Annotated in this window: 25 protein-coding genes; 8 read left to right on the top strand and 17 right to left on the bottom strand. The window is 59.6% G+C overall.

What is annotated here, in order from left to right; genetic code table 11:
- From GXY01S_RS18750 to GXY01S_RS09690, 4 genes are all read right to left on the bottom strand, one after another.
- A partial coding sequence (locus GXY01S_RS18750; RefSeq protein ID WP_218003163.1) for a hypothetical protein occupies window positions 1-397 on the bottom strand: 397 nt, incomplete at its 3' end.
- Between the two features lie 342 nt (window positions 398-739).
- On the bottom strand, window positions 740-2,569 hold the full coding sequence (locus GXY01S_RS09685; RefSeq protein ID WP_255210407.1) for a hypothetical protein: 1,830 nt from the start codon (window positions 2,567-2,569) through the stop codon (window positions 740-742).
- Window positions 2,570-2,678: 109 nt separating this feature from the next.
- A complete protein-coding gene (locus GXY01S_RS18115) occupies window positions 2,679-2,861 on the bottom strand; it encodes a hypothetical protein (protein ID WP_129551238.1) in 183 nt (60 codons plus the stop codon).
- A 286-nt stretch (window positions 2,862-3,147) separates the two neighbouring features.
- Complete coding sequence (locus GXY01S_RS09690) at window positions 3,148-3,693, bottom strand: hypothetical protein (RefSeq protein WP_061274561.1); 546 nt, start codon at window positions 3,691-3,693, stop codon at window positions 3,148-3,150.
- Window positions 3,694-3,718: 25 nt separating this feature from the next.
- Here GXY01S_RS09690 and GXY01S_RS18120 point away from each other — a divergent pair, with 25 nt between their 5' ends.
- Complete coding sequence (locus GXY01S_RS18120) at window positions 3,719-4,177, top strand: hypothetical protein (protein ID WP_129551237.1); 459 nt, start codon at window positions 3,719-3,721, stop codon at window positions 4,175-4,177.
- 357 nt (window positions 4,178-4,534) lie between these two features.
- Here the strand turns inward: GXY01S_RS18120 and GXY01S_RS09700 are convergent, their stop codons facing one another.
- On the bottom strand, window positions 4,535-5,941 hold the full coding sequence (locus GXY01S_RS09700; RefSeq protein WP_061274627.1) for a coniferyl aldehyde dehydrogenase: 1,407 nt from the start codon (window positions 5,939-5,941) through the stop codon (window positions 4,535-4,537).
- 100 nt (window positions 5,942-6,041) lie between these two features.
- On the opposite strand from GXY01S_RS09700, the gene GXY01S_RS09705 reads away from it, so the two are divergent.
- The 3 genes from GXY01S_RS09705 (at window position 6,042) to GXY01S_RS09715 (ending at window position 8,535) form a co-directional block, all read left to right on the top strand.
- Window positions 6,042-6,650, top strand: a complete 609-nt coding sequence (locus GXY01S_RS09705) for a TetR/AcrR family transcriptional regulator (protein ID WP_061274565.1) — start codon at window positions 6,042-6,044, stop codon at window positions 6,648-6,650.
- Between the two features lie 199 nt (window positions 6,651-6,849).
- Window positions 6,850-7,089, top strand: a complete 240-nt coding sequence (locus tag GXY01S_RS09710) for a VOC family protein (protein WP_061274567.1) — start codon at window positions 6,850-6,852, stop codon at window positions 7,087-7,089.
- A gap of 417 nt (window positions 7,090-7,506) precedes the next feature.
- The gene (locus tag GXY01S_RS09715) at window positions 7,507-8,535 is read left to right on the top strand and encodes an alpha/beta fold hydrolase (RefSeq protein WP_061274629.1); all 1,029 of its coding nucleotides are present in this window, start codon (window positions 7,507-7,509) and stop codon (window positions 8,533-8,535) included.
- Window positions 8,536-8,608: 73 nt separating this feature from the next.
- Here the strand turns inward: GXY01S_RS09715 and GXY01S_RS09720 are convergent, their stop codons facing one another.
- Window positions 8,609-9,493 (bottom strand): NAD(P)-dependent oxidoreductase, encoded by an 885-nt coding sequence (locus tag GXY01S_RS09720; protein ID WP_061274569.1) that lies wholly within the window; start codon window positions 9,491-9,493, stop codon window positions 8,609-8,611.
- Window positions 9,490-9,840, bottom strand: coding sequence for an oxidoreductase (locus tag GXY01S_RS09725; protein ID WP_242501311.1), 351 nt, complete (start codon window positions 9,838-9,840; stop codon window positions 9,490-9,492). The genes GXY01S_RS09720 and GXY01S_RS09725 overlap by 4 nt, the downstream gene beginning before the upstream one ends.
- 102 nt (window positions 9,841-9,942) lie before the next feature.
- Here GXY01S_RS09725 and GXY01S_RS09730 point away from each other — a divergent pair, with 102 nt between their 5' ends.
- From GXY01S_RS09730 to GXY01S_RS09740, 3 genes are all read left to right on the top strand, one after another.
- The gene (locus GXY01S_RS09730) at window positions 9,943-10,986 is read left to right on the top strand and encodes an SDR family oxidoreductase (RefSeq protein WP_061274573.1); all 1,044 of its coding nucleotides are present in this window, start codon (window positions 9,943-9,945) and stop codon (window positions 10,984-10,986) included.
- Window positions 10,987-11,501: 515 nt separating this feature from the next.
- Entirely contained in the window at window positions 11,502-12,059 is a 558-nt protein-coding gene (locus GXY01S_RS17105) for an RrF2 family transcriptional regulator (protein WP_082770809.1), read from the top strand.
- A gap of 360 nt (window positions 12,060-12,419) precedes the next feature.
- Window positions 12,420-13,328 (top strand): NAD-dependent epimerase/dehydratase family protein, encoded by a 909-nt coding sequence (locus GXY01S_RS09740; protein ID WP_061274577.1) that lies wholly within the window; start codon window positions 12,420-12,422, stop codon window positions 13,326-13,328.
- Window positions 13,329-13,353: 25 nt separating this feature from the next.
- On the opposite strand, the gene GXY01S_RS09745 is transcribed toward GXY01S_RS09740, so the two are convergent.
- A complete protein-coding gene (locus GXY01S_RS09745) occupies window positions 13,354-14,880 on the bottom strand; it encodes a CYTH and CHAD domain-containing protein (RefSeq protein WP_082770810.1) in 1,527 nt (508 codons plus the stop codon).
- Between the two features lie 403 nt (window positions 14,881-15,283).
- On the opposite strand from GXY01S_RS09745, the gene GXY01S_RS09755 reads away from it, so the two are divergent.
- Window positions 15,284-16,762 carry a prolyl oligopeptidase family serine peptidase gene (locus GXY01S_RS09755; protein ID WP_061274583.1) on the top strand — a complete coding sequence of 493 codons (1,479 nt, stop codon included), beginning with the start codon at window positions 15,284-15,286 and terminating at the stop codon, window positions 16,760-16,762.
- Here GXY01S_RS09755 and GXY01S_RS09760 read toward each other — a convergent pair.
- The 9 genes from GXY01S_RS09760 to GXY01S_RS09800 all read right to left on the bottom strand — a co-directional run bounded on the left by GXY01S_RS09760 (window position 16,714) and on the right by GXY01S_RS09800 (window position 26,272).
- Window positions 16,714-17,166 (bottom strand): iron chelate uptake ABC transporter family permease subunit, encoded by a 453-nt coding sequence (locus GXY01S_RS09760; protein ID WP_061274585.1) that lies wholly within the window; start codon window positions 17,164-17,166, stop codon window positions 16,714-16,716. The genes GXY01S_RS09755 and GXY01S_RS09760 overlap by 49 nt on opposite strands.
- A gap of 133 nt (window positions 17,167-17,299) precedes the next feature.
- Window positions 17,300-17,845: a heme/hemin ABC transporter substrate-binding protein gene (locus GXY01S_RS09765; RefSeq protein WP_061274587.1), complete on the bottom strand. Its 546-nt coding sequence runs from the start codon at window positions 17,843-17,845 to the stop codon at window positions 17,300-17,302.
- A gap of 226 nt (window positions 17,846-18,071) precedes the next feature.
- Complete coding sequence (locus tag GXY01S_RS09770; protein WP_061274589.1) at window positions 18,072-18,929, bottom strand: energy transducer TonB; 858 nt, start codon at window positions 18,927-18,929, stop codon at window positions 18,072-18,074.
- Window positions 18,926-19,453: a TonB system transport protein ExbD gene (exbD, locus tag GXY01S_RS09775; RefSeq protein ID WP_061274591.1), complete on the bottom strand. Its 528-nt coding sequence runs from the start codon at window positions 19,451-19,453 to the stop codon at window positions 18,926-18,928. Before exbD ends, GXY01S_RS09770 begins: the two co-directional genes overlap by 4 nt.
- Window positions 19,454-19,459: 6 nt before the next feature.
- Window positions 19,460-20,203, bottom strand: coding sequence for a tonB-system energizer ExbB (gene exbB / locus GXY01S_RS09780; RefSeq protein WP_110570415.1), 744 nt, complete (start codon window positions 20,201-20,203; stop codon window positions 19,460-19,462).
- Window positions 20,200-20,436: a hypothetical protein gene (locus GXY01S_RS09785; protein ID WP_061274595.1), complete on the bottom strand. Its 237-nt coding sequence runs from the start codon at window positions 20,434-20,436 to the stop codon at window positions 20,200-20,202. Before GXY01S_RS09785 ends, exbB begins: the two co-directional genes overlap by 4 nt.
- A complete protein-coding gene (locus tag GXY01S_RS09790; protein ID WP_061274597.1) occupies window positions 20,433-21,671 on the bottom strand; it encodes a PepSY-associated TM helix domain-containing protein in 1,239 nt (412 codons plus the stop codon). The genes GXY01S_RS09785 and GXY01S_RS09790 overlap by 4 nt, the downstream gene beginning before the upstream one ends.
- Before the next feature lie 210 nt (window positions 21,672-21,881).
- The gene (locus GXY01S_RS09795) at window positions 21,882-23,621 is read right to left on the bottom strand and encodes a cyclic peptide export ABC transporter (RefSeq protein ID WP_207207896.1); all 1,740 of its coding nucleotides are present in this window, start codon (window positions 23,619-23,621) and stop codon (window positions 21,882-21,884) included.
- Window positions 23,622-23,686: 65 nt separating this feature from the next.
- Window positions 23,687-26,272, bottom strand: coding sequence for a TonB-dependent siderophore receptor (locus GXY01S_RS09800; RefSeq protein ID WP_061274599.1), 2,586 nt, complete (start codon window positions 26,270-26,272; stop codon window positions 23,687-23,689).
- Window positions 26,273-26,315: the final 43 nt, after the last annotated feature.

The raw sequence follows: 26,315 nt of genomic DNA on the forward strand, positions 1-26,315 counted from the left end.
GTATAAGATGTGAAGGCATGGCCAACTGGACAATGCGGCTCAATGCACCAGAAAAGAAAGATATAACAGTTCCAGTTATAATTTCTTTCCTATTATTGTCTTTTTTGTCATTAAACCATACATAAAATATGGCAGCCATCAATACCCCGACGGTCATACTATCATATGTCAGGGATGAAAGGAGTGCATTCACAAACTTGCTTTTTCTTGCGAATGAATTTAAGAAAATTTCTATATTGTAATCGATAGATCTTATTTGAAATAAGGTAAGAATGGTGCATGAAAAAAATGCCATCATACAAACTATAAATATTGTATAATCATTTATTTTATGAACATATTCGGAATTATTTTGTGGAGGTCGTTTCATAATGAATTTTTGTAATATTTGCTTCATTTTCATCTCCCAATAGTTGGGGCTTCTATGTTAGCGGCTGAGTTGTGTCAACGCGATATTTGAAGCAAATTGTATCAATTCATGTTCCATGAATTTAAATTACATTTCTATATACCATGATGATAAATAAATTATGATATATTATATTATCTAATCAATATTTCTGGTTTCAACTTGCCAGCAAGCTGCGGGTAATCGAAAGGTACGGATCAGTGCCGCACGGCTGTGCCAGGCGTGTTAATCGCAACGTGCCTGTCTGTCGGCGGTGTCGCGGCAGGTATCGTGCGAACGGATGCCTGCCGGAAGACCATGCCTTGCCCGTTATCGTGCATGATCGCGACATCATGCCGGGACATAAAGGGGCATGGAATCCTCCCACAGGCTGTCCGTCAGGATCCGATTGTGACTGCCGTCGGCATTCATGATGAATATCTGCCCGTAAGGCTGGAACGTATTGTCATACAGGGCCGCTTCGTCACGGAAGCCATATACGCCGCTTGACCACATGATGCGGCCATCGGCGGTCCATACGGCATGGCCGTCATTGGCGCCGCTGGTGGTCAGCCGCTTCAGCCCGGTTCCGTCGGGACGGATGGTGAAAATATCATAATTTTCGTCATCGACCCGGCGCGTGAACACGATCCGGCTGCCATCGGGCGACCAGCCGGGCAGATTGTCATATGCCGTGGTCAGCACGCGTGTCTGCCGGGTCCGCAGGTCCAGTATGCGCAGGCCCATGTTGTTTTCCCCCCACACCCGGTACACGATCTGCTGGCCATCAGCGGAATAGCTGGGGAAACCGGAATGTATGGTGCCATCGGTCAGGGCTTCGACCGCGCTGCCGTCGCGGCGCATGCGCATGACCGTTGCCTTGCCCGTGCGGCGCGCCTGGAACCACTGGCCCAGCCCGAAGGCGATCCACTGCCCGTCGGGTGACCATGCGGGGGCGAACGCGCCGGCCATGCCGTGGCCTACCTGTGCCGGGTTGAGGTTTGTGCTGGAGACATCAAAGATCCGCTTCCGGTCCGATCCATCCGGGTTCATGGTGGCGATGGAGGAATTGAGCGCCTTTTCCGTCAGCACCAGCGTGCCGTCGCGTGACAGGCCGGGAAACACATCCGTATACCGGTAATCCCGCTGCGGATCCCAGCTATACAGGGGCTGGTTCTGGGCAAACGGGCGGAAACTGACCTTTTCATAAATGACCGTCCGGCCATCGGGGGACCAGGCGGGGGAACGCAGCGTCCGGTGCACGCTGGCAATGCCAGCGGTATAGGCCAGCCCCTCATCTGGTCCCCCTTTGCGGTGATATCCGATGATTTCCGCCGTAACGAACTGGGGAAAGACCTTCAGCCCCAAGCCGGACGTATGCTGGACCCGTTCCCCGCTGGCAATATCGACGGACACAATCTGGGAGACGACAGATGCGACCCCTTCGGGTCGTCTGGCGCCCCATGTGCTTTCGGCCAGCATCTCATAAAACACCACCCGTCGGCCATCCGGCGACCATTTGGGGGAGCCAAGGCAGTAGTCGGGGCGGGTCGCGATACGGCGGAAACCCTGTCCATCCGCACCGATGATGTAAATGCTGAGTGCCTGCGTATGTTCCCAGCCCCGGCCATTGTCATGCCCGCGCCACGGGGTGTTGCGGTCGGAGGAAAATGCCAGCCACCGGCCATCGGGCGACCATGCGGGGCGGAAGAAACAGTCTGGTCCCGCCTTGTCGCCCTGCACGCGGGCCGACCCGGTCAGGTTGCGCAGCCTGCCCATGCGCAGGTCCATGACCCAGATATTCGCACGGTATCCGTCGCGCGTGGAAACGAAGGCCAGGCGCGTGCCATCGGGCGACAGGGCGGCCGCATCGTCCACGGATGGATGGCTGACCAGGGGGGCGACACCGGTGCCGTCCAGACGGGCGCGGAATATGTCCGCCTGCCCCAGCCCGTTACGTTCGGATGTAAAGAGGATGGACTGCCCGTCCGGGGCAAAAGACGCATGATAATCAAGGCCATTTCCCGGCATGAAGGGCCGTTCGTCACTCCCGTCCGCGTTGGCAAGGTAAAGCTGTGACACTGATGGTCCGATACGGTTCATCAGCATCACGCCCTTTCTGCGGGGGGCCGCCACGGCACCGGCGGGCAGGAGGAGGGCCGCCCCCAGCATCTTCAACATATTTCGACGATTCATGAAGTTTCCCCTGTTTTGGGACGTTACGGCTCAGATACAGTCTTCGGGCACGGTCGTGCGGCATGACGCGCCGCATACGTATGATGGCCCGGTGCTACAATATCCTCGTATCGTCGTTGTGCAGCGCCCCTGTCCCTGCGTGATCGGACAGCTTCGCGAGGCAGCCATCCCCACGACCGTTCTGGCCGCCAGAATAATTCTGATCAAAAGACGGCGCCTGTGCTGCCAGTGGCAGCGCGGTAATCGGCGCAAGGGCCAGCAAGATTGAACGTTTCATGATCCCTCATCTGATCGCCCGACACATATTGGGACAGATCGGGATGGATGAAAGGTAATATTGTGTAACAAACAGGATCGCTTCTTATGTTTTCCTAATGCAAGAATAAATAAACATATTTTGTATCTATAATTACATAATTTTTACAATTAGAGCTCTATTTATACATAGTATTCATATCTGGTTCTACGTAATTCTACCCGCGCGCGCAAATCACCGGACGCACAACATTTTTCGCGCCGGAGATGAGCATGATCCGAACACAGGCCATGATCATACGGGAGCTTCAAGATGGCGTGGTTGGCGGAGCGGCCGGCTGGCCCAGATTCTGCCGCGCCTGTTCCCGGATATCATTGCATTTCTTGGTAAAGACACTGGATTGCGAAGCCGTCATGAAATTGATGATGAACGCCACCACCAGCGAACAGAACGACAGTGCGATCACCGCCTGCCCCAACCCACCAATAACAGCGTCATAACACTCCGCCGAATACCACAGCAGCACGAGGCTGAGCACGGCGCCCAGAAAGCCAAGAACGCCGGTATAATGGACCAGCGTGTCTTCCTCTTTACTGTAATCGGCGCTTTCCTGCCAGAGTAGATAGAGCTTCTCGTTCACCTCCTCTATCTGGCAGTCACGTTCCAGTTGCTGCGCACTGACCAGCTTCGCTGGAGCGGTACGGTACATACCCAGTTCCTGCTGGGCCTTGGCAAAGACCCGTCGCCGCTCCTTGATCGCGGGCAGGCTGATATCGACAAAACTGAGAATTGCCACGTTAAGGGCCGCTGACAACTGCACGACGGCCTGAAAATCACCCCACGTCTGGCTCACGTCTTTCCTCCGGTCTCAATTACCCGTGAACACAATACGCCATGTCACAACGAAGCGGCAGCGCGTAAAAAAGGCTGACTGGATTGCATTCACTCTGCCTCTGCGCGGCACGCACATGCAATCGGGACGCATGGGGTTCGTTCACCCTGCCTGTCCCGGGGAATATGATGGTTTTAGCGCCATGACTGGACCTGACCGCATTATTTATAGTATTTTATATACAGGAAACCCTCTCAGAAAAGGCCCCATGATGATCCCTGCCAATGAATGTGAGCGCAAAGGCGATGCCTGGATGGCTAAGGCCTTGAATCCTGAAAAAAATGCACATGAACGCCAGAAAGCGGCAAAGGCGGCAATGTTCGCCTATGAAGATGCCCGCAGGCTGTTTCCCGCAGGTAGCGCGGACAGCGATCGGGCCCGCAAAAAAGGCTACAAGGCCCATGACATGGCCAACCGGCCAGTTGAGGAATGGGTCTCGGAATAAACCCTGAAAATCAGACAACGGGTCAATCGCGGGACGCTACCACTATTGCGGGGAAGAAGGTGGAGCACCAGCGTGTAACGCTACCGATACATCCGCGGAACGTTCCGGAAGTTCATGGCCTCAGGAACAGCGTTGAGGGATCTTGCGGCGAATTCGCGCGTCCGGACGCAGGAGAAGGGTCAGCCAAATCGCAGCGCGGCAAGGTCGGCAGCGAGGAAGCGCGCATATGGCACGAAGTGACAGGTTCCATGCAGGCCGAAGATTTCCATGCCCCGGAACTTCACCGGAGCAAGACAGGCCGTGTGGTGATAAGGGTCCGCATCCGGGTGACGTCCTGAGCCGCGTCGATGCGCGCTGTCATCGCAGGATCAGGTTTGTAATGGCGTCGGTGAATTTGCTGAATGGCGGCCGCAGCAGTGTTGCCGCATTGAAACGCCCCTGCCGGTACACGCCACGGGCATGCGTGAGCGCAATGAAGCCCTCCTTGCCATGATACGCCCCGATGCCACTCTCCCCTACGCCACCAAACGGCAGGTCATCCTGTGCGATATGCAGCAGGGTGCCATTGAGGGTAACGTTTCCTGAAACCGTGCGCTTCAGCAGCCTGTCACGTTCAACGCGGTTATCGCCAAAATAATACAGCGCCAGAGGCCGGGGTCGCGCGTTGATGAAGGCAATCGCGTCATCCAGTGTGCGATAGGTCAGGACGGGCAGGACGGGGCCGAAAATCTCCTCCTGCATGACCGCCATCTGGGGCGTGACGCTCAGCAGCAGCACGGGAGCCAGAACATGATCCGTAGCTGAATCACTGCCTAGCCGGGTCACCTGCGCCCCCTGTGCTGCAGCATTGTCGATCAGACCGCTCAGCCGCGCGTAATGGTGCGTGTTGAGAATGGCCGTATAATCAGGCGACCCCACATAACCGCCCGGATGCTGCTTTTTCACGGCGTCCTGATAGGCTGCGGCAAAAGCGTCCCTGTCGTCTTCATGCACCAGCACGTAATCCGGCGCGATGCAGGTCTGCCCGGCATTGGTCAGCTTGCCAAACGCCACGCGGTCCGCCACCCGCCGCATGGAAAAACCGGGTTCGATCACCACAGGCGACTTGCCCCCCAGCTCAAGCGTGACGGGCGTCAGGTTGCGCGCCGCCGCCTCAGCCACCTTCTTTCCCACCGCCGAGCTGCCGGTAAACAGGATATGATCGAACGGCAGGGCCGAGAACGCAGCCCCCACTTCGCCATCACCGGTCACAACGGAAGCCTGGTCCGCCGGGAAAACGGCCCGGACGATCTCGCCAATCACCGTCGATGTGGCCGGTGTGAATTCAGAGGGTTTGAGCATCGCCCGGTTGCCAGCCGCAATCGCTGTGGCCAGCGGCACGAGGGCCAGGGAGACCGGATAGTTCCATGGCGCGATAATGCCCACGACACCCACCGGCTGCCGGATCACCCAGGCACGACCGCACTGGAAGTAGGCCGATACGTGACGGCGCTGCGGTTTCATCCAGTGCCCCAGATGCGCGATCATGTAATTGATCGACTGCACCAGCGGGATCAGTTCCACAATGGCGCTTTCACGTTCCGAGCGCTGGCCGAAATCCGTTTTCAGGGCGCGCACGATATCAGTCCGTCGCTTGAGAATTTCAGCCTTCAGGCGACGCAGGCCGGTCCGCCGCTGTTTCAGGTCGGGTGGTCCGGCATTCAGGAACGCGGCGCGCTGACGGTCGAGAATACGGTGCAGGTCAGCGGGGGTAACGTCGGACATCACGTCCTCCATGTTTACAGGAGAAACTTATGCAGGCAGGATATGGAGCATGACGATCGGGTGTCAATGAAAGTTTCTTGTGTAAACATGGACCTCGCGAATGAGTGAAACCAAGGACCGCCCCTACCATCACGGTGACCTGCGCCGCGCCCTGATCTGCACGGCGCTGGACATGCTGGCAGCGGACCAGAACTGGACCTTCACCCTGCGGGAAGTGGCGCGGCGCACGGGTGTCAGCCACGCGGCGCCGTACAAGCATTTTCAGGATCGCGAGATGCTGCTGCGCGAACTGGCCCGCATCGGCTTTGTCCGGCTTGGGGAGGCCATGACAGGGGCAATGTCTTCCGATGCGCCTTCCACGCGCGCGCAATTCACGGCGGCGGCGCAGGCATGTATCGGGTTTGCGTGTCACAATCCCGGTCTTTATCGCCTGATGTTCAGTTCCGATGCCGACAAGACGATAGACCCGCCGCTGCATGACGCGGCCATGGCTACATTCGGAATCCTTCTGCGCCTGCTGGAAAACGGGCAACGTGATGGTAGTTTCCGGCCAGTAGCCATCAGCGCACAGGCGGCGGCAAGCTGGGCGCAGGTGCATGGCCTGGCCATGCTGGCGATCAGTCATCAACTGCTTGAAGAGAAGGTCGGGCCAGCGCCGATCCCGGCTGCGCTGGATGTGCTGCTGGACGGCATGTGCCGCAACGCGTGAGCAGGCTACGAATTGAGGGGTAGGCAGCACCTCTGTCTGCAACTTACGATACAGGGCTTTCCGGATGAAGCTGAACCATATCAATCTCTGCACCAGCGATGTACCCGCACTTTCTTCCCTGCTGGAAAAACATTTTGGGTTTAACCTGGAAGAAACACGCGGATAGCATGCTTTTGCCCAGCTTACGGGCACGGGTGGCATGACGCTGATCCTGACCGGCATGGGAAAGACGCCCCAGCCCTATCCACGCAACTTCCATATCGGATTCATTCTCGATAATCCGCAGGATGTCCACACCAGACATGAAAGCCTGCGCGCCGATGGCTACCAGCCGGGACCGGTGGAGGTCACGACGCGCGGGCGTGAGCGCTGGACCCTGTTCTATCACCCGGCGGGTGACAACCTGCTCATCGAGGTCAGTGCACCGGAACCGGTGTGACTGTCGCGTCCGCTACCTGTCTCACTCGGTCCGACATCTGATGCCGGGCGGCACGGTTTCCGTTACTTCGCGCCTTCCACGACAAGCCTGCCATCCTGGACGCCATACGGCTTCTGGTTATCCGGACCGATCAGCGGCAGGGCGTGACTTGCAAATGCCATCGGCAGGGACACGGGCGATTTTACGGGTCGGTAATTCCGCGCGTCATTCACCTCCCCTGCCCCGGCATACCGGGCAATATACGGATAGGGATAGACCCGGACGGCTGGCTGTCGCCGTGGCGTCTGGCCGCGCATAAGGCTGGCTGGGCATGGGAGCCACGTGGATCTGCCCGCCTGCCGGAGAAATGGATTGCCTTGACCTCTGACACGTCTTCCCCCTTCTTTTTTAAGACAGAATCCGGATATGGACAAAAAGATGAAGACGTTTCGATCGGGCCGTCATGCCGCACTCTGCCTGTCGCTGCTCGCCGCGACGCTGCCCTTTACCCCGCAGGCCCGGGCGGCACCCCGGAAGGGGCCTGTTTATGGTGCCGAACTGCAGGGGTTTGCATATCCGTGGCCTGTTTCGGAATTTTCCTTTCAGTCCCAGCAGCAGACGCTCCACATGGCCTATATGGACATCCGCCCCGAGCAGCCTAACGGACAGGTGGCGGTGCTCCTGCACGGCAAAAACTTCTGTGCGGCAACGTGGGAAAATACGATCCAAGTCCTGATCAGCCGGGGTTACCGGGTTATTGCCCCGGACCAGATCGGCTTTTGCAAGTCCAGCAAGCCGCGGGCCTATCAGTTCAGTTTCGGGCAGCTTGCCAGCAATACCCATGCCCTGCTGCAGCATCTGAACATTTTGCAGGCCGCCATGGTGGGGCACTCCACAGGGGGAATGCTGGCCATTCGCTATGCTCTCATGTTCCCCCAGGAGACTTCACGACTGGTGCTGGTTGACCCGATAGGGCTGGAGGACTGGCAGGCCAAGGGTGTGCCATACCGGACAGTTGACGCCTGGTACGCCCTTGAGCGGGGCCGGACAGCCGACCAGATCCGGGCTTACGAGCAGAAGGTCTATTATGCGGGTGAATGGAGGCCGGAATACGAGCCGTGGGTCCAGATGCTTGCGGGTATGTACCGGGGGCCGGATGCGGACAGTGTGGCGTGGAATTCCGCCCTGCTTTACGACATGATCACAACGCAGCCTGTCATTTACGACCTGCCACGCCTCAAACCTCCGACAACATTGATGATCGGGGACAGGGACGTGACCGCGATAGGGAGTGACGGCGCTCCGCCCGAGGTGCGTGCAAAGCTGGGGCATTACCCTGAACTGGGCCGGGCGGCAGCGGCGGTCATTCCCGGCGCAAAACTGGTTGAATTTCCCAATGTCGGGCACACGCCCCAGCTACAGGCGCCCAGGGCCTTTCATCAGGCACTGCTCCAGGCATTGAAGTAAATGACAGGTGCGGGCGCGACTGTCCGTCCTCTCCGGGTGCAGCAGGGAGTTAATGAAAATAATTCATTGACGGTTATTTCAAGCCGCTATCCTGTCGTGCCCGCTCCATGAGCACGACAAAATCCCGGTTGGCATCGCCAGCGCTGATGGCGCTCAGCAGGCGGTCGCGCACAACCGAGGCGTAAGGGAGCGGAACGTCATACTCCCCTCCGGCATCGAGGAACATTTTCATGTCCTTGAGGCCGAGCGTTACGGGTGGTGCGCCGGGATGGTCGTATTCATGCGCGACCATCAGCTTTCCGTAATTCCTGTGAACGGGGGCCGTATAAAAAGTGTTGGTCATGATTGCAAAAATCGTGTGCGGATCTATCCCGGCCTTTTCGTTAAGGGCGAAGACTTCCGCCATCTGTTCGATTGTGGAGTAGATCATGAAATTGAGCGACAGTTTTACAAGAGTGGCCTGCACCGGGTCCCGTCCGGCATCAAAGATACGGGCGCCAAAACATTCAAGCAGCGGATGGACCCTTTTCAGAGCCTCATCCTCGCCCGCCGTGATGACAAACAGTTCCCCCGCCGCGGCTGCGGGGGGCCGGCCCAGTACGGTGGCGCCAACGTAAATCTGTTCCCGCCCGGCGTGCCCATCGCGCAGGCGCCGTGCCTGTGCAAGGGACAGCGTAGCGCAGCAGACATGGATCGCGCCCCGGGCAAGGGAGAGCGCAATCCCCTCCGCGCCAAAGACCGCCTGTTCCGTACTGGCATCATCGAACATCATGGAGAAGACGATCCGCACCTGGCGGGCAACGTCTGCTGGCGTATCCGCAAGGATGGCGCCCCGGGCCACCAGGTCGTCGGCCCTGCTGCGCGTCCTGTTCCAGATGACAAGGTCATGACCGCCATCAAGCAGTCGCTGCGCCATGGCATGACCCATGGCGCCGATTCCGACAAATCCGACTTTCATGCATCTCTCCCTTCATGTGTCGGGGTGAATGGGTAGTCTGTCAGGCCGATGCCCGTTCCACCGTAATAATATTCCTCCCACACGGGATTGAGGGCGGCCCCATGTTCCAGCCGCCATGGCAGGTCGGGATTGGCAATAAACGGACACCCGAAGCCTACGAGATCCGTCCACCCTGCCCGCAGCGCCTCTTCAGCGCGCGCCTGCGTGTAACGACCGGCATAAATCATTGTTCCGCCGTAGACGATGCGCAGGGCTTTCCTGAACGCTACGGGTATGTCGGGCGCATCCGAACCTGATCGGCAATGTCGAGGAAAATCCGAATGTGCGGGAGAACATCCATCGTGCATATAAGATGAAGAATGCCTTCACTCCAAAGTCAATTCTTCCTTGAGGATGGATAAGCCATACTCCCCATACCGCGTGACCGCAGATATTTTTATGGAGACATCATGAACGCTGGACATGTTCTGATTGCCGGAGGCCAGGGCGTTGTTGGCCTCGCAGCGCTTGATGCCTTCCAGAATGCGGGCTGGGCGGTCACCACCCTCAGTCGCGCGCCGCGTGGTCCGGGCAGGGGCAAACATATCAGCGCCGATCTGCTCGATCCGGAAAGCCTCACTTCTGAAGGGAGTGCGCTCAAGGGGATTACGCATCTTTTTTATGCGGCTCTCAAGCCAGACCCTGACCCGGGCGTTGAAGCGGATGAAAACGCGGCGATGCTCGAGAACCTTGTCGCAGCACTCCGCAAGGCCGGAGCCCCCCTCGAACGGCTCATTTTCATTCAGGGTGGCAAGGTATACGGGGCGCATCTGGGCGTTTACAAAACGCCTGCGCGTGAGGACGACAGCCGCCATTTTCCGCCCAATCTGTATTTCCGGCACGAGGACTTCGCCCGCGCCCAGGAAAGCGAGGGCCTGAAATGGACCGCCCTGCGGCCCGATATCGTCATTGGTCATTCGCTTGGTTCATCAATGAATCTGGGCAACCTGATCGGGCTGTACGGTACCCTATGTCGCGAGACAAAAACGGCCATGCAGTTCCCCGGGCCGGAGGCGGCCTACCGTCATGCGCTGGTCAACATCGTCAGCACCGAAGTGCTGGGCGAGGCAGCATTGTGGGCTGCGGAAAAAGACATGGATGGCGCGTTCAACATCACGAACGGGGACGTGTTCCGCTGGTGCCATGTCTGGCCCAGACTTGCGGAATGGTTCGGACTGGATGTGGGAGAGCCGCAACCAATCTCCCTCGCCCAGCGCGTGCATGCGCTCAAACCCGTCTGGGCGCGACTTGCCGCGCGCGAAGGTCTGGCCGAGACCAACCCGGACCGGCTTGCGCTGGGCGGGTTCGGAGATTTCATCTTTCATGTCGAGAAAGACGCGATCTTCGATGTGACCAAAGCGCGGCAGGCAGGGTTTACCGGCATGACACGTCGTTCCGATGACGTGCTGCTCACCCATCTGGACAGGATGCGCGAACGCAGGCTGGTCCCGTAAATCGCGATCAGGCGCCGGTCCTGTCCATATTGTTGATGCGCATTGAGAGACTGTGTGGAAAGTCGGCCCGGAAAAACTCCAGCAATCATAAAGACGTTTTTGGTGAAGCTTTTTTCAAGAGGCTTCGAAGAACGCCACCTTTTTGAAAAAAAGGCGGCGCCCCAAAACTTTTATTTTTCATCAATGAATTGTTTTCAAATAGTCTCTTGTAATTCGACTTATTGTTTCCACTCTGCCTCACTGCAATCCAGCATGAAGCATGCACGCAATCATGAATGCTCCCTCGCTCGGCGCATGGCGGGTCAGGAATTGTCCTGTCGCATCGGAAAGCCATCCAACCCGTGATTTCATGTTTCAGGTAAGGCGAAAATGGCCATCGGTTTTATCCTCCTGGTCGACAATCCCGCGTGCAGCATTCCCGATAGCGCAATGACCTGCTCAAATGCGCCTGGATATCCACAATGGATCAGCCGGGCTGGCTTGCGAATCAAAACGCGGACCATTAAGGTCTGTGTATGACTTCTCTTTATGGCGCAAGCACCGAATACGTCCTGCACAGCCTGCTTTGGCTGGTCGATAATCCCGCGCCTGTCAGCAGCCTCGATTTGGCAGAACTGCAGGATATTCCCGCGGCATTTGTTGCCAAGCAACTGCCCAAGCTTGAAAAGGCGGGCCTGCTTACTGCCGCCGAAGGATTGAGGGGCGGATACAGGCTGGCCAGACCGCCGGAGGAGATCAGCATCCTTGCTGTTGTGGATGCGGTTGAAGGCGGAAAGAGCCTTTTCAACTGTCAGGAAATCCGCGGTCGCTGCGCTCTTTTCGCTCAACGGCCACCTGAATGGGCGGTACAGGGTGTCTGCGGCATTCATGCTGTCATGCTGCGGGCCGAACAGGCCATGCGCCAGGAACTGGCCCGGAGCTCGTTAGCCGATCTGGCGGCAGCCGTTCGCAACAAGGCCCCCTCGCCCTTCTTTGGTGAAGCACAGGCGTGGTTTGAAGGGCGTATCCAGACCCGTCGAACAGGCAGGGCCAGGCAACGCAGGCGCTCACGCTCCGGATCACCCGCCGCCTGAAACAGGAAAAGCAGAAATGCGCAAATTCATTGCCGCAGCGGTCATGGCCGCGAGCCTCTGGGGACCGTCCCTTCATGCCGCGACCAGCGCTACACCCCTGATAACTCACGACCTGCAAGGCACCCCCACAGGGAAGGCACCATTGATTATGCACCAGGCGCGGCGGAACCGCTCCACAGGCATGAAGCCTCGGTGTCTGTGTCTATAATACAGGTCGAGGGTGGCGCTCGGGTGCCCTTGCAGGAAGGACAGACTTTTTTCGCAGGACCGGATGATGTCCATTTCATCGGGCGCAATGCCAGCTAGACGGAACCCGCCCGTTTTCTTGCCATTTCTGTTTGAGCCAGGAGATATCGAAGCATGAAGGTTCTTGTTGTCGGTGCCAGCGGCGCATTGGGGCGTCCGCTTATTACACGCCTGCTTGCCGCGGGGCACGAGGTCTGGGGACTGGCCCATCGTTCCGGTAGCCTGGAGGTTATCGAACGGCTCGGCGCGCACCCTGCAAAGGGTAATGCGCTTGAGCGGAGCAGTATTTTCGAACTTGTCGAGCGGGTCCGGCCGGAGGTGGTGATCGACCAGCTCACCTCTCTTCCCCCCAGTCCTGCTGACCTGCCCGATTATCTGCCTGCGGACCGCAGGCTCCGCCTTGAGGGCGGCGGGCATCTGTTTGATGCCGCGGTGAAATTCCAGGTCCGGCGCCATATCCAGCAGTTGTCGGGGTTTTATCTGGATGGGGGAACGGGTCTGGCAACCGAGGCCGCCCCCCTGCGGGTAAACGCGCCGGGCACGATTGGTGAAAGTGCGCGCATGTACGCGCAACTGGAAGCGCGGATTTCGAGTGCGCCGCCGATGGAAACGGTGGGGTTGCGCTACGGGTTCTTTTACGGCCCCGGTACATGGTACTGGCCGGATGGTGCGTTCAGCAATCATCTTGCAGCCGGTGAAGTCGCCCTGATCGGCGGAGGAAACAGCATATTTTCCTTTATTCATGTGGATGATGCCGCGCAGGCGACAGTGGCGGCCTTAACGGCGCCGTCCGGCCTTTATAACGTTGTCGACAGTCAGCCAGCGCGACTGGCGGAATGGCTGCCCGCTTATGCGGACTGGATCGGATGTTCCGTGCCGCCCGGCCTCGACGAGGAAAAAGCCCGTGGCCTGCTGGGCGTGGAAAGCGTGTATTACCAGAACAGCCTGACGGGTGCGGATAACCGGAAAGCCCGGGAAATACTGGGTCTTGATCCACGGCGGCTTCCCTGGCTGAAGGGGTAAATCAGGGCATCGGGCCGTCGGCCGTCTATTGATGCCAAAAAAGCGGTGCGCGGCGTAACCGCTTCCAGGCTGGAGAAAGGGAGCGTAATGCCTGACGATGCTGCCTTTCGTTCCAGGAAATAAAGGCACTGATAATCGGTGCAAGATCCGGGTGTGTTTCTCTTAAATCGAGAACAAGTGTTGACGCGACAACGGTATCATTATTTTTGCCAAGCTGCTGCAGTAGTTCCTTGCAGTGTTTCATATATGCCCTGACTGCGCGGGCAGGATAAAGAGCTTCAAGATAGCTGGCCACATAGCGTAATTTTTTGAGGGATTTACGCAGTGCATGCCGTTTCTTTGGCGAAAGATGGCTGATCCGTCGTCCGCGCCGCATCACCCTGCGTTGGAGTTTATCAAGCACCGTGGGCGCCACATGGCCTAAAGAAATTTCCTCACCCCCCTTCCCTCCCGTAAAAGATGCATCCTCGATCCAGAGACTGAGTGAAAGGACCAGTGCGCTCAGGGCTGGCGCCTGCAGTTCGTGCCTGATCTGCTGGTACGCGGCTGTTCTTTTTAGCTCGGCGGCATCAGCCAGCATGCGGACCTGATCGTCATGTTCATGCGTGGGAAAGGCTACGGGCAATGTTTCCAGACATAATACATCCCAGTCACGTGCTTCCCCCAGTTCACGGCCAATGCGCTGCAATTCAGCCTGGAACAGCCTGAGGGCGGAACGATCCACATGCCTGCTTTCGACGATCTGAAGCACGGTGCGCAACTGCCGTATGGCCACGCGCATCTGGTGTACCCCTTCAGGGTGCCCTGCCTCGGCTGCCGGCTGGTTGTCGATCAATGCGTTCAGGCTAGAGCGGATCAGGGTGCGGAAACTCTCAGCCAGGGTCATTTTTCCGGTCAGTGGGGGCTTGCGGCCCTGCACCGGGAGAGCCTGCGCACCTGTCAGGAGACGGTACCCGCGCCCAGCCTTTGTCAGGACGCCGAGGCGGAGGGGAACAACAGCCTGCAATGCCAGAGCCAGGGCATAAATCGCCCGTACCGGGCCATCCTTGAGCTCAAGCTCGAGTTCCCTTACCGGATCGCGCGCATTGCCTGACTGGACATGACCTTCGTCAAGGGCAGCCTCCACCATCGCGCCGTTGTATGGGAGCGTATGCGTGGTACGGTCTATGTGTGAAACCCAGACCGGCGTCAGTCTGGTAGCCAGCGCCGTTATCAGTGCTCCGTACGGTGTATCCGACAGCACGTCCATATCGGGGTGATCGTGACGGATGCGCCATTCCCATTCCCCACGATGTATGGCCAGTTGGCCGTCTTCCCTATCGGTTTTCAGGGTCTGGATACGCAGGCTGCCCGAACGCCTGACACGCAGGGACAGCCCCGCCTGTTTGAGTTGCAGGTCCGGGGTATCGTAATAAGTCGTGATCAGGCGCTTTTTCTGGCTGCGCCCCAGGGCCATGGCGGCCAGGTGGTGGCTGATGACTGTTTGTGCTTCAGGCTCGAAAAGCAGCTTCAGTTCGATTTCCTGTGGCGGGAGGGGATGGTTTTCAGACATTTCTCTTTCATACGATCCGTCAAGAGACCGTTCCTCCCTGTTCTGGTGTATCGTGGGCAGTTGCGCGGAATGCCCTGCCAGGACCAATGCATGGGCATGGCCGTGCGGGATGAAGTATTTTGAGGAAAATAAAGTTCAAAATGTTTCAAATAATTACTTACATTTTTGTATCGACAAAGGCATGCCGATGACCGCCATGAACATTCAGCCAGTCCCTCAGCAGGGTCCGTGCAGGGAGCAGGTTCGACGATCTGCCGTTTGATCCGGTGCGCATGTTTGGCGCTCCGGGGGGCCGGACGCTGAACAGGGCGGGCAAGGTATGTTACCCATGGCGTATCAAGTCATATCATGACGCCGAGAGTATTTTTACACTCATATCTGGCCCTGACGGGAGAACAAGCCCATGACCGATGTATCAAGACGTGATTTCGTAACAGCAGGGGCCGTGTTTGCCGGTGTCACCGCCGCCATGGGGGCCGGCGCACGGCAGGCCCACGCCGCAGGGGGCGGGCACGGCTTCATGGCGGCATCGTCTGGCGGTCCGGATGGCCCTGGTCCTCACAAGCCTGCAAGTCCTGGCCTTCAGGGTATCTGCGCGTTGTGCGAGGTAACCGGCGGGGGCGAGAAGGTTTACGGCATTGCGGTGGAATATGACGCCACGATCGATCCGGCCAGCCTGGCGCTTGATACCTACAGCACGGCCGTTTTTCCCGCAGCCGGGGGCTTTTTTGCAGGCATGCCGCAGGAGCCGGACAAGAATGAGACAACCGCGGCAGCGAAGCCACGCCCCATAGTGGCCATCTACACCAATACTGATCCGGCCCTGCGCCCCGACCGGAAAAGCGTTCCCGGCCGGTACGTCATTACCGAGTTCGGTCATGATCCTGACCTCAGCCTGCCCACGACGGATAGTGACAGGGTGACGCTGACACAGGACAGAAATGTGAGGACGGCAGGCGGCGCAGTCTATGCCGCCAGCCACACGGCCTGGAGCAATGCGGACCACCATGGCAACAGGGTCGTGATCCGTGGTGTCGATGCATGGGAGCAGAACCACTGGTGGTGGGATGATACGCGTTCCGCATGGCTTGAATACAGCATTTACTTGCCGAAATCCTTTCTGGCGGAAGGCGGCGAGAACCGGGCCTATCCCCTCGTTCTGGCCGTTACCCATTCCGGCACCAGCCCCGACGGTACCTGCGCCCAGACGCTGACCGAACAGTGTATTGCCAGTATCTGGAGCCTGCCCGAAGAACAGGACCGGCATGAATGCGTAATCATTACGCCACGTTATGAACGCACGACCATGAACGATTACTGGGAGCATACATCGGACGTTGAGAACACCTACCGCCTGGTTGAATCCCTGCTCGGCAATACGTGGAATTATGGCAACCCCAATCGGCCGGACCGGTGCGACAAGGTGCTGAAGATCGACCCCAAACGGGTTTACTGCACCGGCTGGTCCATGGGGGCCATGACATCGCTCTGGCTGATGGCCAGACACCCGGAAACCTTTGCCGCCGGGCTGATCATCGCGGGCCAGCAGCGGCCGGCCGATGTCGTGCCCCTTGCCAGACAGAAACTCCTCATCATCACCGGATCGGAAGACAACAAGGCCACGCCATGGAACGAGAAATGCGTGCCGGTATGGGAAAAGGCCGGTGGCACCGTGGTGCGCCCGAAGGAGCTGCTTGACCCTGCTCTCATCTTTCCTGTCGATCGCCAGCAGAAGCTGACGGATCAGGTCAACTCCTGTCTGTCAAAGGATGCCAATGTCACTTTCCTGACGTTTGACGGGGTTGATCACATGGGGTCGGCACGCAAGTTCTTCTACATCCGGGCCGCACGCGACTGGCTGTTCAGGCAGTCAAGGGCATGAAGCTGGCCCGTGCAGCCGCCTGCGGGCCAATGGCGGTATAATTCGCCACTGGTCCCCGGTCGCATCCGGATGGCGGTCATGGATGTTACGCCACCGCGCGTGGCGAAAAGATAGAGCAGCCCCATGCCTGCAAAGCTGCCGGCAATGCCCGCGCAGGGAATGGCCCACCTGCCCAGCCATGACACCCATGGCCCCGCACCACCCAGCACCATGACGCAGGCGGTGGCGAGCGCCGCACCGGACGAAATCCCCGCCAGCCCCGGATCAGCCAGCGGGTTGCGAAACAGCCCCTGCATGATCGTGTCCGCAACCGCAACCGCAACCGCAACCGCCAGCGCCGCCCCGGTCAGGCAGGCCATGACAATGCGGGAGCCCCGGATGTTCCCAAGCACCAGTCGTGCCATCTGCCCCCTGCCTCGTTGGGGTGCCACAGTTCTCGCAGGTGCACGTGGCCCCTGTATCAAGGGCCAGCAGCATGGTCAGCAGCAGCAGGACGGCCAGCAGCGTCAGGAGCCATAGCGCGCGACGTGTTCCGTGTCATGCGGGCGTGTCCAGATGGCGGGCCAGTTCCAGTGCCGCGTCAGGGGTACGGGACCCAAAGCCCAGCAGGCGTTCGCCCTCCATGGCGATGATGGTCTGGGTGCGGCCTGCCGGTGTTAGCCTGAAACCCGCATTGCCCAGCAGTGCCGCGCGAACCTGCGGGGCATCCTGTTCCATGGTCAGGACCGCATCTGGCCGCAGGCCGATCAGGGCTTCCTGATCCAGTATTCTGTAGCCGCCGAATGCAGCAGGATTGACGCCACCGGCAAGGTGGATCACGGCATCCGCCGCCTTGCCCGCAACCATCGGGCGATTATTGCTCATGCGCATGACGAACAGCACCCGCTTTGTGGCCGGGTGTACGGCGCGCCATCGTGCCAGCATGTCGAAATGCTGCGATATGTCCGCGCATAACTGCGCACCTGCCGTTTTCGCACCCACAAAACCGGCCAGAAAGCGCGTGCGTGCGACAATGGCGTCCTCCGATGGCGTGGCATCAACAAACACAACCGGCACGGCGTTTCGTACGGTGACGCAGGACACGGCACAGGCTGGTCATTCTGGCGCGGGCTTTGTGGCTGCGGACTTCCAGCCGCCGGACGGCATTGGGGTTCGCACCCATGCCGGGCGAATTCCATCGACATCAGGGCGAGCGCGACGACGGTTCAAAAGACGGCGTTCTTCGAAGCTTTTTGAAAAAAGCTTTGCCAAAAATGTCCTTATGATTCCGGGCTGACTTTTCAACCAGTCTCCTATTATCCGTTAATGGTCAGGTGTGGTGGAGATAGAATTCCACCGGAACGGTGAGCGTAATAACCTCTCCCGCAACACTGTCAGGCGGGATGGGTAGCGGCTGGGCGCGTTTGGGCAGCGCTATGGCCTCCTGATCCAGCAGCGTATGACCCGAACTGCTGGCGAGTGTTACCGAAAGCACATGGCCCTTGCGGTCCATGGAAAACGTCACGGTCGGCACGCCTTCCTGGCGGTCGGCCACCGCGTCTGACGGGTAGCGCTTGAACTTTTCAAGCTGCGCCAGCAGTGCACCCTGCCAGGTTACCGGGTCGTGCGACGCATGGGCCGATGACGAACCGGGCGCGGGGGCGGCCTGCATCGGTGCTGGTGGTGCCTCTGACGAGGGTGGCGCGGTTGTGGCCTCGGCTGGCGGGGTCTTGTCCGGGATAGGCTTTTTTAATTGCAAGACCGGCTTGCTTTTCTTGACGATCTTGCGCGGCTTTTCGGGCTTTGGCACCGGAACTGGCGGATTGGGTGCGGGCGATGGAGGTGCCGTGATCTTGGGCGGCTCGATCGGGGCCGGATCGGGAATGGACTGGGTCTGCTTCGGCCCGATGGGCGCATCCGTCGGTGGCGTCGGCGTCGAGACGGGTTCGGGGGCCATGTCGATGGCGATTGCCGCAGGCGGCGGTTCCGGCACGGCCATGACGGGCGGTGGCAGGCGCATGACACACCAGACCGCCCCGCCACTGACCGCGAGCACGGCAAGGAAGGACAGCCCCCAGCGGATGGCGTCGCGACGGCGGGTCAGACGGACCTGCTCCCGCCGCCATTCGGCGAAGGACGGCAGGGCCGTGCCGGATTCTGCCTGCGTCATGTCGGCAGCATGGCTCATGGGGTCGCGCCTGATGCCGGGGTGGCAGGCGTGGAAGCCGGTGTTGCGCCACTCACTGCCGGAGCAGCAGTGCCAGACGGCACAGGCGTTGAACCGGCCTCGCTGCCTTGCTCCTGCCCCTGCAGGTTGACCAGCGCGACCTTGAGGTAGCCAGCGGACCGCAGCTTATCCATCACCCCCATCAGCGTGCCATAATCCACGGTCTTGTCGGCGCGCAGGAAGATCCGTTCGTCCCTGTTGCCCTTGGTGGCACTCTCCAGCGCGCCCGCCAGAGCATCCATGGTGATGTCGTCTTCCCCCAGCGCCAGATTATGGTCGGCCTTCACTGTCAGGAACACCGGATCATCGGGGCGCGGCGTGGGTTTCTCGGTCGAGGATGGCAGGTCCACCGGCACGTTCACCGTGGTCAGCGGGGCCGTGACCATGAAGATCACCAGCAGCACCAGCATCACGTCGATGAACGGCGTGACATTGATCTCGCTGGCTTCGTGCGGGCTTTCATCGGTATGGCGCATACGGATCATGGCGGATCACTCCGCCGCTGCCGCGCGGACATCCCGCGCCTGCGTGGCAAGCAGCACGATATTGCCCTGCGCCATGAGCATCTGCGTGCGTCCCAGATCGCGCGACACCAGACGCATCACCAGCGCGGTGAGGTCGGCCACCTGTGCGCGGCACGAGGCCGTCTGACGGGCGAGATGGTTGTAGATCACCACCGCCGGGATCGCGGCGACCAGACCGAGTGCTGTCGCCAGCAGGGCCTCGGCAATGCCGGGGGCGACCACGGCAAGGCTGGTCGCCTTGCTGGCCGCAATGCCGGTAAACGAGGTCATGATGCCCCAGACCGTGCCGAACAGGCCGATGAAGGGCGATGTCGCGCCAATGGTGGCCAGCACGCCAGTGCCACGCAGGAGGCGGCGTCCTTCGGCAGCTTCAAGGCGCTCCAGATGTAGCACGATGCGTTCCTTCAGCCCTTCGCTGTCATCGGGGATGTCGGCAGAGCGTTTGCGCTCGGTCTCGGCGGCCATGACCAGCGTGTGGGCGATGGAGGAATTGCCGCGTGTCCATTCCTCGCCAAGGTCCAGGGTGTTGGCCTCTTCCAGCGCTTTTTCCGCCTTCTGGAGCCTGAGCCGCACGCGCAGTAGTTCCACCGACTTGGCGATGAAGATGGTCCAGGTCAGCAGCGAGGCCACGGCCAGCAGGGTCATGACGCAGCGCACGACAGGACCGGCGTTGAAGAACATGTCCCATGGGGAGAACGAAATCGGGGTCATGACTGACCTCCTTTGACAGATGGTGTGCGGCACCATGCCCGCAGGAGGCAGGCAACCGTCACGATGAGGGGAATGGAGAGGGCGGTCCACGACAGGGCCAGCCAGATGCCGTGCTGGCCCAGCAGGGCGGACAGCAGGCCAAAAACAGTGAGCAGGCCCAGCACGATCGGCCATAGCCAGATGGCGACGGATGGGCGCGGGGTCACAACTGGCGAGGGCGAGACGGCGTTCATCGCGCACTCTCCGCAAGAGCGGGGAGCGCATCCACCTCATTCAGATCGTAACCCAGTGCCCGCAACCGGGCATCGGTCGCGATCCTGCGCTTGCCCGCCCACAGCACCAGGCCGCTGACCAGCACGAAAATCACCACCATATCCAGCAGCGCCCAGAGGATGCGCAGCGGTATGCCGCCGTAATCGCCGAAATGCAGGGGGCGGGAGATTTCGAGGAAGCGCAGGTACCACGGCATGGGATACGCCCCGGTCAGTTCGCCCGTGCGGGCATCGACCAGAACCGGCGTGAACAGACGTGCCCTCAAAGGTGTCGCCCCCCGTGTCCAGAGCACGTAATGCACCGGACTGCCGAAGGAGGCACCGGGGAAGGACAGGCCGGTCACCTCATTGCCGGGCGCTGCCTTTGCCGCCGTATCGAACGCCCCCTGCACCGAGGACAGATGGCCCTGCGACGGCACCGGCAGGTTGGCGTAGGGTTTGAGGATTTGCCGCACATCGGTCACGCGCCACAGGCCGAACAGCGGGGTCTGGAGTTCATTGACCAGCCCGGTAAAGCCCACGACGGTTGCCCAGACCAGTGTGGTCGCACCCAGCAGATTGTGCAGGTCCAGCCATGTCAGCCGCGAGGCCCGATCCGTTCGGACAGAACCGAACGGCAGCCGCTTCATGAACCGGCCATACAGCACCGTGCCGGACACCAGCGAGGCCACGAACACCGCCCCCATCGCGCCCATGAACAGCGCACCGGGAAGGCCCGCGAACAGGTTCATGTGCAGGCGCGTGCAGGTGCCAAGAATGACGCCGGTCCAGGAGCGTGGCTCTTTCGGCGCATCGGCGGGACGGGACTGTTTCAGCACTTTGGCCGTGCGGGCATCAAACTTGATCCAGTGCCCGGAATGGCGGTCCGGGTAGGTCTCGTCATCCTTGAGCGCCTGCCAGCTTGGCGCCATGGAAATGAGCACTGCCGGCTCGTCGTCTTCTGGATTGACACTGGTGATGATCTGGCCCGGGTAGAGCGCCATCGCTTTGTGCACGATGACGTCAAGGCTGGCATTTGGCGTGTCCGCAGGCAAACTTTCGTAAGGCGGGTCGTCATCACCGACGAAAGTGTCGAATATCTGTTCGGAAAATAGCATCGGCAATCCGGTCACGCACACGATCAGGAGGAAGATGCTGCAGACAAGGCTGGTCCATTTATGAATGCCGAACCAGCGGCGAAGGGCGCGGGGCGTCATGGCAATAGATTAGTTAATAATGATTTCGAGAATGAGTTGCAAACAAATTTTGCACTGGATCCAGCCTGTTCCATTGCGTCGCGTTCCTGCCTGTCCTGAAAGAAAACCAGCAGGCATGCTGCCCTGCCGACAAGCGGACAGACCGGCAGAAATGCCTCCCCTGTCATAAAGACGATCCAGCCGCGTCTTTTTTCACAGAAAACCCGGTTTTTATATAACCGGTGGCCCTGCTGCGCTTTCCTCCGATGGATTGCGTATTGCCGCCTGCATGGCAAAGGCATCCTGCGGCATGGCGCGCCTCCCCTGCCCCGTTTCGCTCGGGTGGTGGTCGGTCACGATGCGCCCATCATGCAGATGGATGATATGGTCGGCCGTAGCAAAATAATGGTCATCATGTGAAATGACGATCAGCGTGCGCCCCGCGGCTTTCAGTTCGGGCAGGATTTCGGTGTAGAAAACCCGGCGGAAAACCGGGTCCTGATCGGCCGCCCATTCATCCAGCATCATGACCGGCCGGTCTTCAGTCAGGGCCTGCACCAGCGCCAGACGCCTGCGCTGCCCGGTGGAAAGGTCGGTGGTGCTGAAACGGCCCTGCTCCAGCCTGACCTTATGGGCAAGGCCCAGCCGTTCCAGCCAGCGTGTTGCAAGGGCCACGCTCCGTGCATCCGGGTGCGGCAGGTCGTCAAACAGGAAATAATCCGTAAAAACCGTTGCAAAAAGCTGGCGGTATGCGGCGGCGTTTTCCGCCGTGACCGGAACCCCGTCACACAGCACGGTGCCCGTCACGGGCGCATACAGGCCCAGCAGCAGCTTGACCAGCGTGGTCTTGCCCGCGCCATTGCCCCCCGTGATGAACATGATCTCGCCATGGCGGACGCTCAGGTCCACCGGCCCCAGCGTAAAGCCGGGCACAGCCATGCCATCCGGGTGGCAGCTCACACCATGGAGGGTAATGGCATGTTGGAAGGTGAGCGCGTCTTCCGCGCGCAGGTCAGGCAGCCTGCCATCGGGCAGGTCGGCGGTCAGTTCGGCAATGCGTTGCAGGGCGATTTCGGTCTCGGTCATGGCTGGCAGCGCCTGCAGGAGCCGTTCCAGTGGCCCGCGCGCATAAAGCAGCACAAGCACCGCCCCACTGGCGGCAGGGGTGGAAAGCCCCGTGAGAAAACGTGTGCCCAGCAGGATGGCGACTGTCAGGAAAAAGAGCGCTTCATGAACGGAATCAAATAGCCAGAACCGCCGCATGGCCGTGGTTTTCAGTACCGCGATACGCGATGCGGCCCCACCCAGCAGGGTATCGCGCACATGGTCGCGCCGCCTGTGGTTGAGCTGCAGCTCCCGCGCGCCCTCGGTAATGGTGCGGTACTGGTTTTGCAGCCGGTCCTCCATGTTGCGGATTTCACGGTAATCAGACCGCCACCTGCGCCGACGCCAGACCGTCAGCGCCACTCCGCAGGCAAAGGACATGACCACGATCAGGCAGGCCGGTACCGACAGGACAGCCAGATAGAGCACGCAGGCCAGCACCACGGCAAAGGAGACGACATAGCCCGAGAAATTGAAGGTAAACGCACTGACGGTACTGATGTCGCCATTCAGGATGGCCAGCATCCGGTGCGGTTTATGCCGCTCCAGCGTGGCCAGCGGGGTGGCCAGCACGCGGGCGGCGACCTCATGGCGCAGACGGGAGATGATCTTCTGCCCCGCGGCGCTGTTGCCGATCCCGGCAAGGGCAGATCCCGCAATGGACAGCACGCACAGCCCCGCAAGGTTCAGCGCCAGGGCTGCATTCAGCCTGTCGGGCGCATGCAGGGCGTCATTGATGCCAGACAGCAGCCACGCGCTTGCAAGCCCGCCTGCCGTGCCGACAACAGTGGCCCCGAGTATGACTGGCCATAACGGGCGTTGCAGATGCCACAGGGCACGCAGCACGTTGGCGTGTGAAGATTGCATGCGGTTCATTGCGCGCACCTCCTGCCCGAAAAGACGATGGGGAGAACCGTTTTTTCAGCCTGCTCTTACCAGCTATAGCTCAGGTTGCCATAAACACGCCGACCCTGCCCGATATAGCATGAGTAAGTACCACCACATGAAGTGATGTAATATTTGTTGGTCAGGTTGGAGACGGAAAGCTGCCCTCGCAAACCCTTCAGGATGGGCGTGGCCTGCCCGAAATCGTAATGCGCGCCGATATCGAACAGGGTGTACGCGGGAACCTTGAAGCTGTTCACGTCATCGGAATAGGTAAAGCCGTTATAGCGCACGCCGCCATTGATGCCGAAGCCCTTGAGGTAACGCGTGGGCAGCGTGTAATCCAGAAAGGCAGAGGCCATGTTGCGGGGAATTCCCTCGCCTATGTATTTGCCTTTTTCCGATATCGTGCCGCCCGTGGTGCCGTTGGCATATTCCTGCACGTCGCTGAGGTTTGTGCTCAGATAGGTCGCGGCATCGTAAGTATAGGAGGCCATGAAACGCAGGTTACGGGTCAGGTTGGCATTGGCCGAAAGCTCGAAGCCCTGTGAGCGCACGCGCCCTGCATCGGCGGAAAAATTCGGATGGTCGGGGTCGGTAATCAGGTAATGGTCTTCCTCGATCCGGAAGGCTGCGGCCTGCAGAAAGATTTTCTGGTCAGGTGACTGATATTTCAGTCCTGCTTCAAGCTGCTTGCCGGTCAGCGGCGGAAACAGGTTACCCTGCCAGTTGCGCGAACTCTGCGGCACGAAGGATGTGGAATAGCTGAAATACGGCGCCAGGCCGAATTTGAACTGATAGACCAGCCCCGCGCGCCATGTGAAGGCCGCCTGCGGCCGTGGCAGGGCACTGGTGCGGGTATAGGTGTAGGTATGGGTGGCGTTCTCGTTGCTCGTCTGCGCGGTATAGCCATGATAGTTCACCCAGTCCTGCCGGCCGCCAAGGATAACGGACAGCCCCTTGTATTTAAGCTGGTCCTGAAAATAGATGCCTTCCTGAAAATAGTTCTGGTGGCTCTGATATCCGCTGACAAGACATTTGGCGGAATGGATGTCCATGCAGGGCACATAATTGCTCTGCGGATTATAGACATTGACCAGCGTGTACCCATCAAGACCAGGATAGCCGTTATTGCCCGGTGTATCATCGCTGAGCGAACTGTCCCTGCTGTTATACTGCCGAAAGTCCGTTCCAACGACCCATGTATTCTGTACCGGGCCAATCGGCAGCTTGCCCCCCACGCGCGTATCCAGTCCGATGGTGGTGCTGGGCCAGTTGGTCTCGACCGGCCCGCGGGAGTATAGCTGGTCGGTCACCATGCCTTCGCCGCGCATGAGCGTCTTGTTACGAAACTCCGAGCTTTCAAAACGCATGGTCTGGCTGAAATCGATCCAGCGGTTGAAGGTATGCTTGAACTGGTATTCAAACATGGCATCCGTCTGGCCTGACTCGTTCCAGTTCTTGTCACCCAGGAAACGGCTGCGGGGAATGCGGCCATAACCGTTGGTATCAAGCAGCACGCTGGGCGGAAGCTGCGTCATGTTGATGCCATCGCCGGGTGTGTACATATAGCTGCCCAGCAGGGTCAGTGATGTTTTGTGGTCAATATCCCATGTAATGGAGGGCAGCACGCCCACGCGATGATAGTCGATATAGTTGGTCTGCGTGCCCTGGGTTACGCCAATACCGGCAATGCGGTAGCGCACGTTCCCTGATTTTGTGACCCTGTCGCTGACATCGAACGTGGCCTCGTACCGCCCCCAGTTGCCAAAGCCAAGGGTGACGTTGCGCAGCGGCGTGTCGGTCGGCTTTTTCAGGGACATGCCGATCAGGCCGCCCGGCGTGGTCTGGCCATACAGCACCGAGGCCGGGCCGTTCATGACCTCGATGCGTTCGAGGAACGCGGTCTCCCCCGCGCTGTTGGAATATGAGCGGATGCCATCGACAAACTGCGCGGTGGCAAAGCCGCGCTGCACGATGCTGCCGTTATTGTAGCCACTGCCCACGCCATTGGCGAAGCCGCCCAGCCCTTCCACATGCACGCCGGGGGTGTAGCGCAGCGCCTCCATCACGTTCTGGGGCTGCTGGTCGATCATCTGCTGTTTGGTGATGACGTGGATCGAGTTCGGTATCTCGATAATGGGCGTGTCGGTCTTTGACCCGGTCAGGGTATTGGTGGCCACGTAGCCCACGCCGGGGCCGGTGGCACTTTCATGCGCCACCGTGCCGCCTACGCGCACCGGCCCCAGCGTGATGCTGGCGCTGGCTGCTTTGTGGATATAGAACGCGCCGTCCTGGCTGGAGAATGTCAGTCCTGTCCCGCCCAGCAGCCGCCCGATTGCATCAGGCACCGAAAACGTGCCGTTCAGGGGGCCAACCAGGATATCCGGTATGCTGTCGGCGGCAAAGATCAGGCGTACGCGTGCCTGCGTGCCGAGATCCACCAGCGCGTCGCGCAGGGGTTTCTGCGCGATCTGGAAGGACAGGATGGTGCCACCATTGACCCCGGCGGCGGGTGCGGCCAGAGCCCCCGCGCATGCCAGGCCCCCATATGTGGAAAGGGCCACCGCTGTCAGCAGGATATGACGGAACCGGTTGCCTGTGGCTGTGGGAGTATCGACGCTTGCTGCCATGAAAATGTTGCCTGCTGAATTGCAAATGCGAATTAAGATCAAT

Source organism: Komagataeibacter xylinus NBRC 15237 (genome assembly GCF_001571345.1).
Classification (GTDB): domain Bacteria; phylum Pseudomonadota; class Alphaproteobacteria; order Acetobacterales; family Acetobacteraceae; genus Komagataeibacter; species Komagataeibacter xylinus.

What these genes read in the sequence shown, in the direction of transcription:
- GXY01S_RS09685 (WP_255210407.1), bottom strand. Translation starts at nt 2,569, where the DNA reads ATGTTGAAGATGCTGGGGGCGGCCCTCCTCCTGCCCGCCGGTGCCGTG.
- GXY01S_RS18115 (WP_129551238.1), bottom strand. Translation starts at nt 2,861, where the DNA reads ATGAAACGTTCAATCTTGCTGGCCCTTGCGCCGATTACCGCGCTGCCA.
- GXY01S_RS09700 (WP_061274627.1), bottom strand. Translation starts at nt 5,941, where the DNA reads ATGTCCGACGTTACCCCCGCTGACCTGCACCGTATTCTCGACCGTCAG.
- GXY01S_RS09705 (WP_061274565.1), top strand. Translation starts at nt 6,042, where the DNA reads ATGAGTGAAACCAAGGACCGCCCCTACCATCACGGTGACCTGCGCCGC.
- GXY01S_RS09710 (WP_061274567.1), top strand. Translation starts at nt 6,850, where the DNA reads ATGACGCTGATCCTGACCGGCATGGGAAAGACGCCCCAGCCCTATCCA.
- GXY01S_RS09715 (WP_061274629.1), top strand. Translation starts at nt 7,507, where the DNA reads ATGAAGACGTTTCGATCGGGCCGTCATGCCGCACTCTGCCTGTCGCTG.
- GXY01S_RS09720 (WP_061274569.1), bottom strand. Translation starts at nt 9,493, where the DNA reads ATGAAAGTCGGATTTGTCGGAATCGGCGCCATGGGTCATGCCATGGCG.
- GXY01S_RS09725 (WP_242501311.1), bottom strand. Translation starts at nt 9,840, where the DNA reads ATGCACGATGGATGTTCTCCCGCACATTCGGATTTTCCTCGACATTGC.
- GXY01S_RS09730 (WP_061274573.1), top strand. Translation starts at nt 9,943, where the DNA reads ATGAACGCTGGACATGTTCTGATTGCCGGAGGCCAGGGCGTTGTTGGC.
- GXY01S_RS17105 (WP_082770809.1), top strand. Translation starts at nt 11,502, where the DNA reads ATGACTTCTCTTTATGGCGCAAGCACCGAATACGTCCTGCACAGCCTG.
- GXY01S_RS09740 (WP_061274577.1), top strand. Translation starts at nt 12,420, where the DNA reads ATGAAGGTTCTTGTTGTCGGTGCCAGCGGCGCATTGGGGCGTCCGCTT.
- GXY01S_RS09745 (WP_082770810.1), bottom strand. Translation starts at nt 14,880, where the DNA reads ATGTCTGAAAACCATCCCCTCCCGCCACAGGAAATCGAACTGAAGCTG.
- GXY01S_RS09755 (WP_061274583.1), top strand. Translation starts at nt 15,284, where the DNA reads ATGACCGATGTATCAAGACGTGATTTCGTAACAGCAGGGGCCGTGTTT.
- GXY01S_RS09760 (WP_061274585.1), bottom strand. Translation starts at nt 17,166, where the DNA reads ATGGCACGACTGGTGCTTGGGAACATCCGGGGCTCCCGCATTGTCATG.
- GXY01S_RS09770 (WP_061274589.1), bottom strand. Translation starts at nt 18,929, where the DNA reads ATGAGCCATGCTGCCGACATGACGCAGGCAGAATCCGGCACGGCCCTG.
- exbD (WP_061274591.1), bottom strand. Translation starts at nt 19,453, where the DNA reads ATGATCCGTATGCGCCATACCGATGAAAGCCCGCACGAAGCCAGCGAG.
- exbB (WP_110570415.1), bottom strand. Translation starts at nt 20,203, where the DNA reads ATGACCCCGATTTCGTTCTCCCCATGGGACATGTTCTTCAACGCCGGT.
- GXY01S_RS09785 (WP_061274595.1), bottom strand. Translation starts at nt 20,436, where the DNA reads ATGAACGCCGTCTCGCCCTCGCCAGTTGTGACCCCGCGCCCATCCGTC.
- GXY01S_RS09790 (WP_061274597.1), bottom strand. Translation starts at nt 21,671, where the DNA reads ATGACGCCCCGCGCCCTTCGCCGCTGGTTCGGCATTCATAAATGGACC.
- GXY01S_RS09795 (WP_207207896.1), bottom strand. Translation starts at nt 23,621, where the DNA reads ATGCAATCTTCACACGCCAACGTGCTGCGTGCCCTGTGGCATCTGCAA.
- GXY01S_RS09800 (WP_061274599.1), bottom strand. Translation starts at nt 26,272, where the DNA reads ATGGCAGCAAGCGTCGATACTCCCACAGCCACAGGCAACCGGTTCCGT.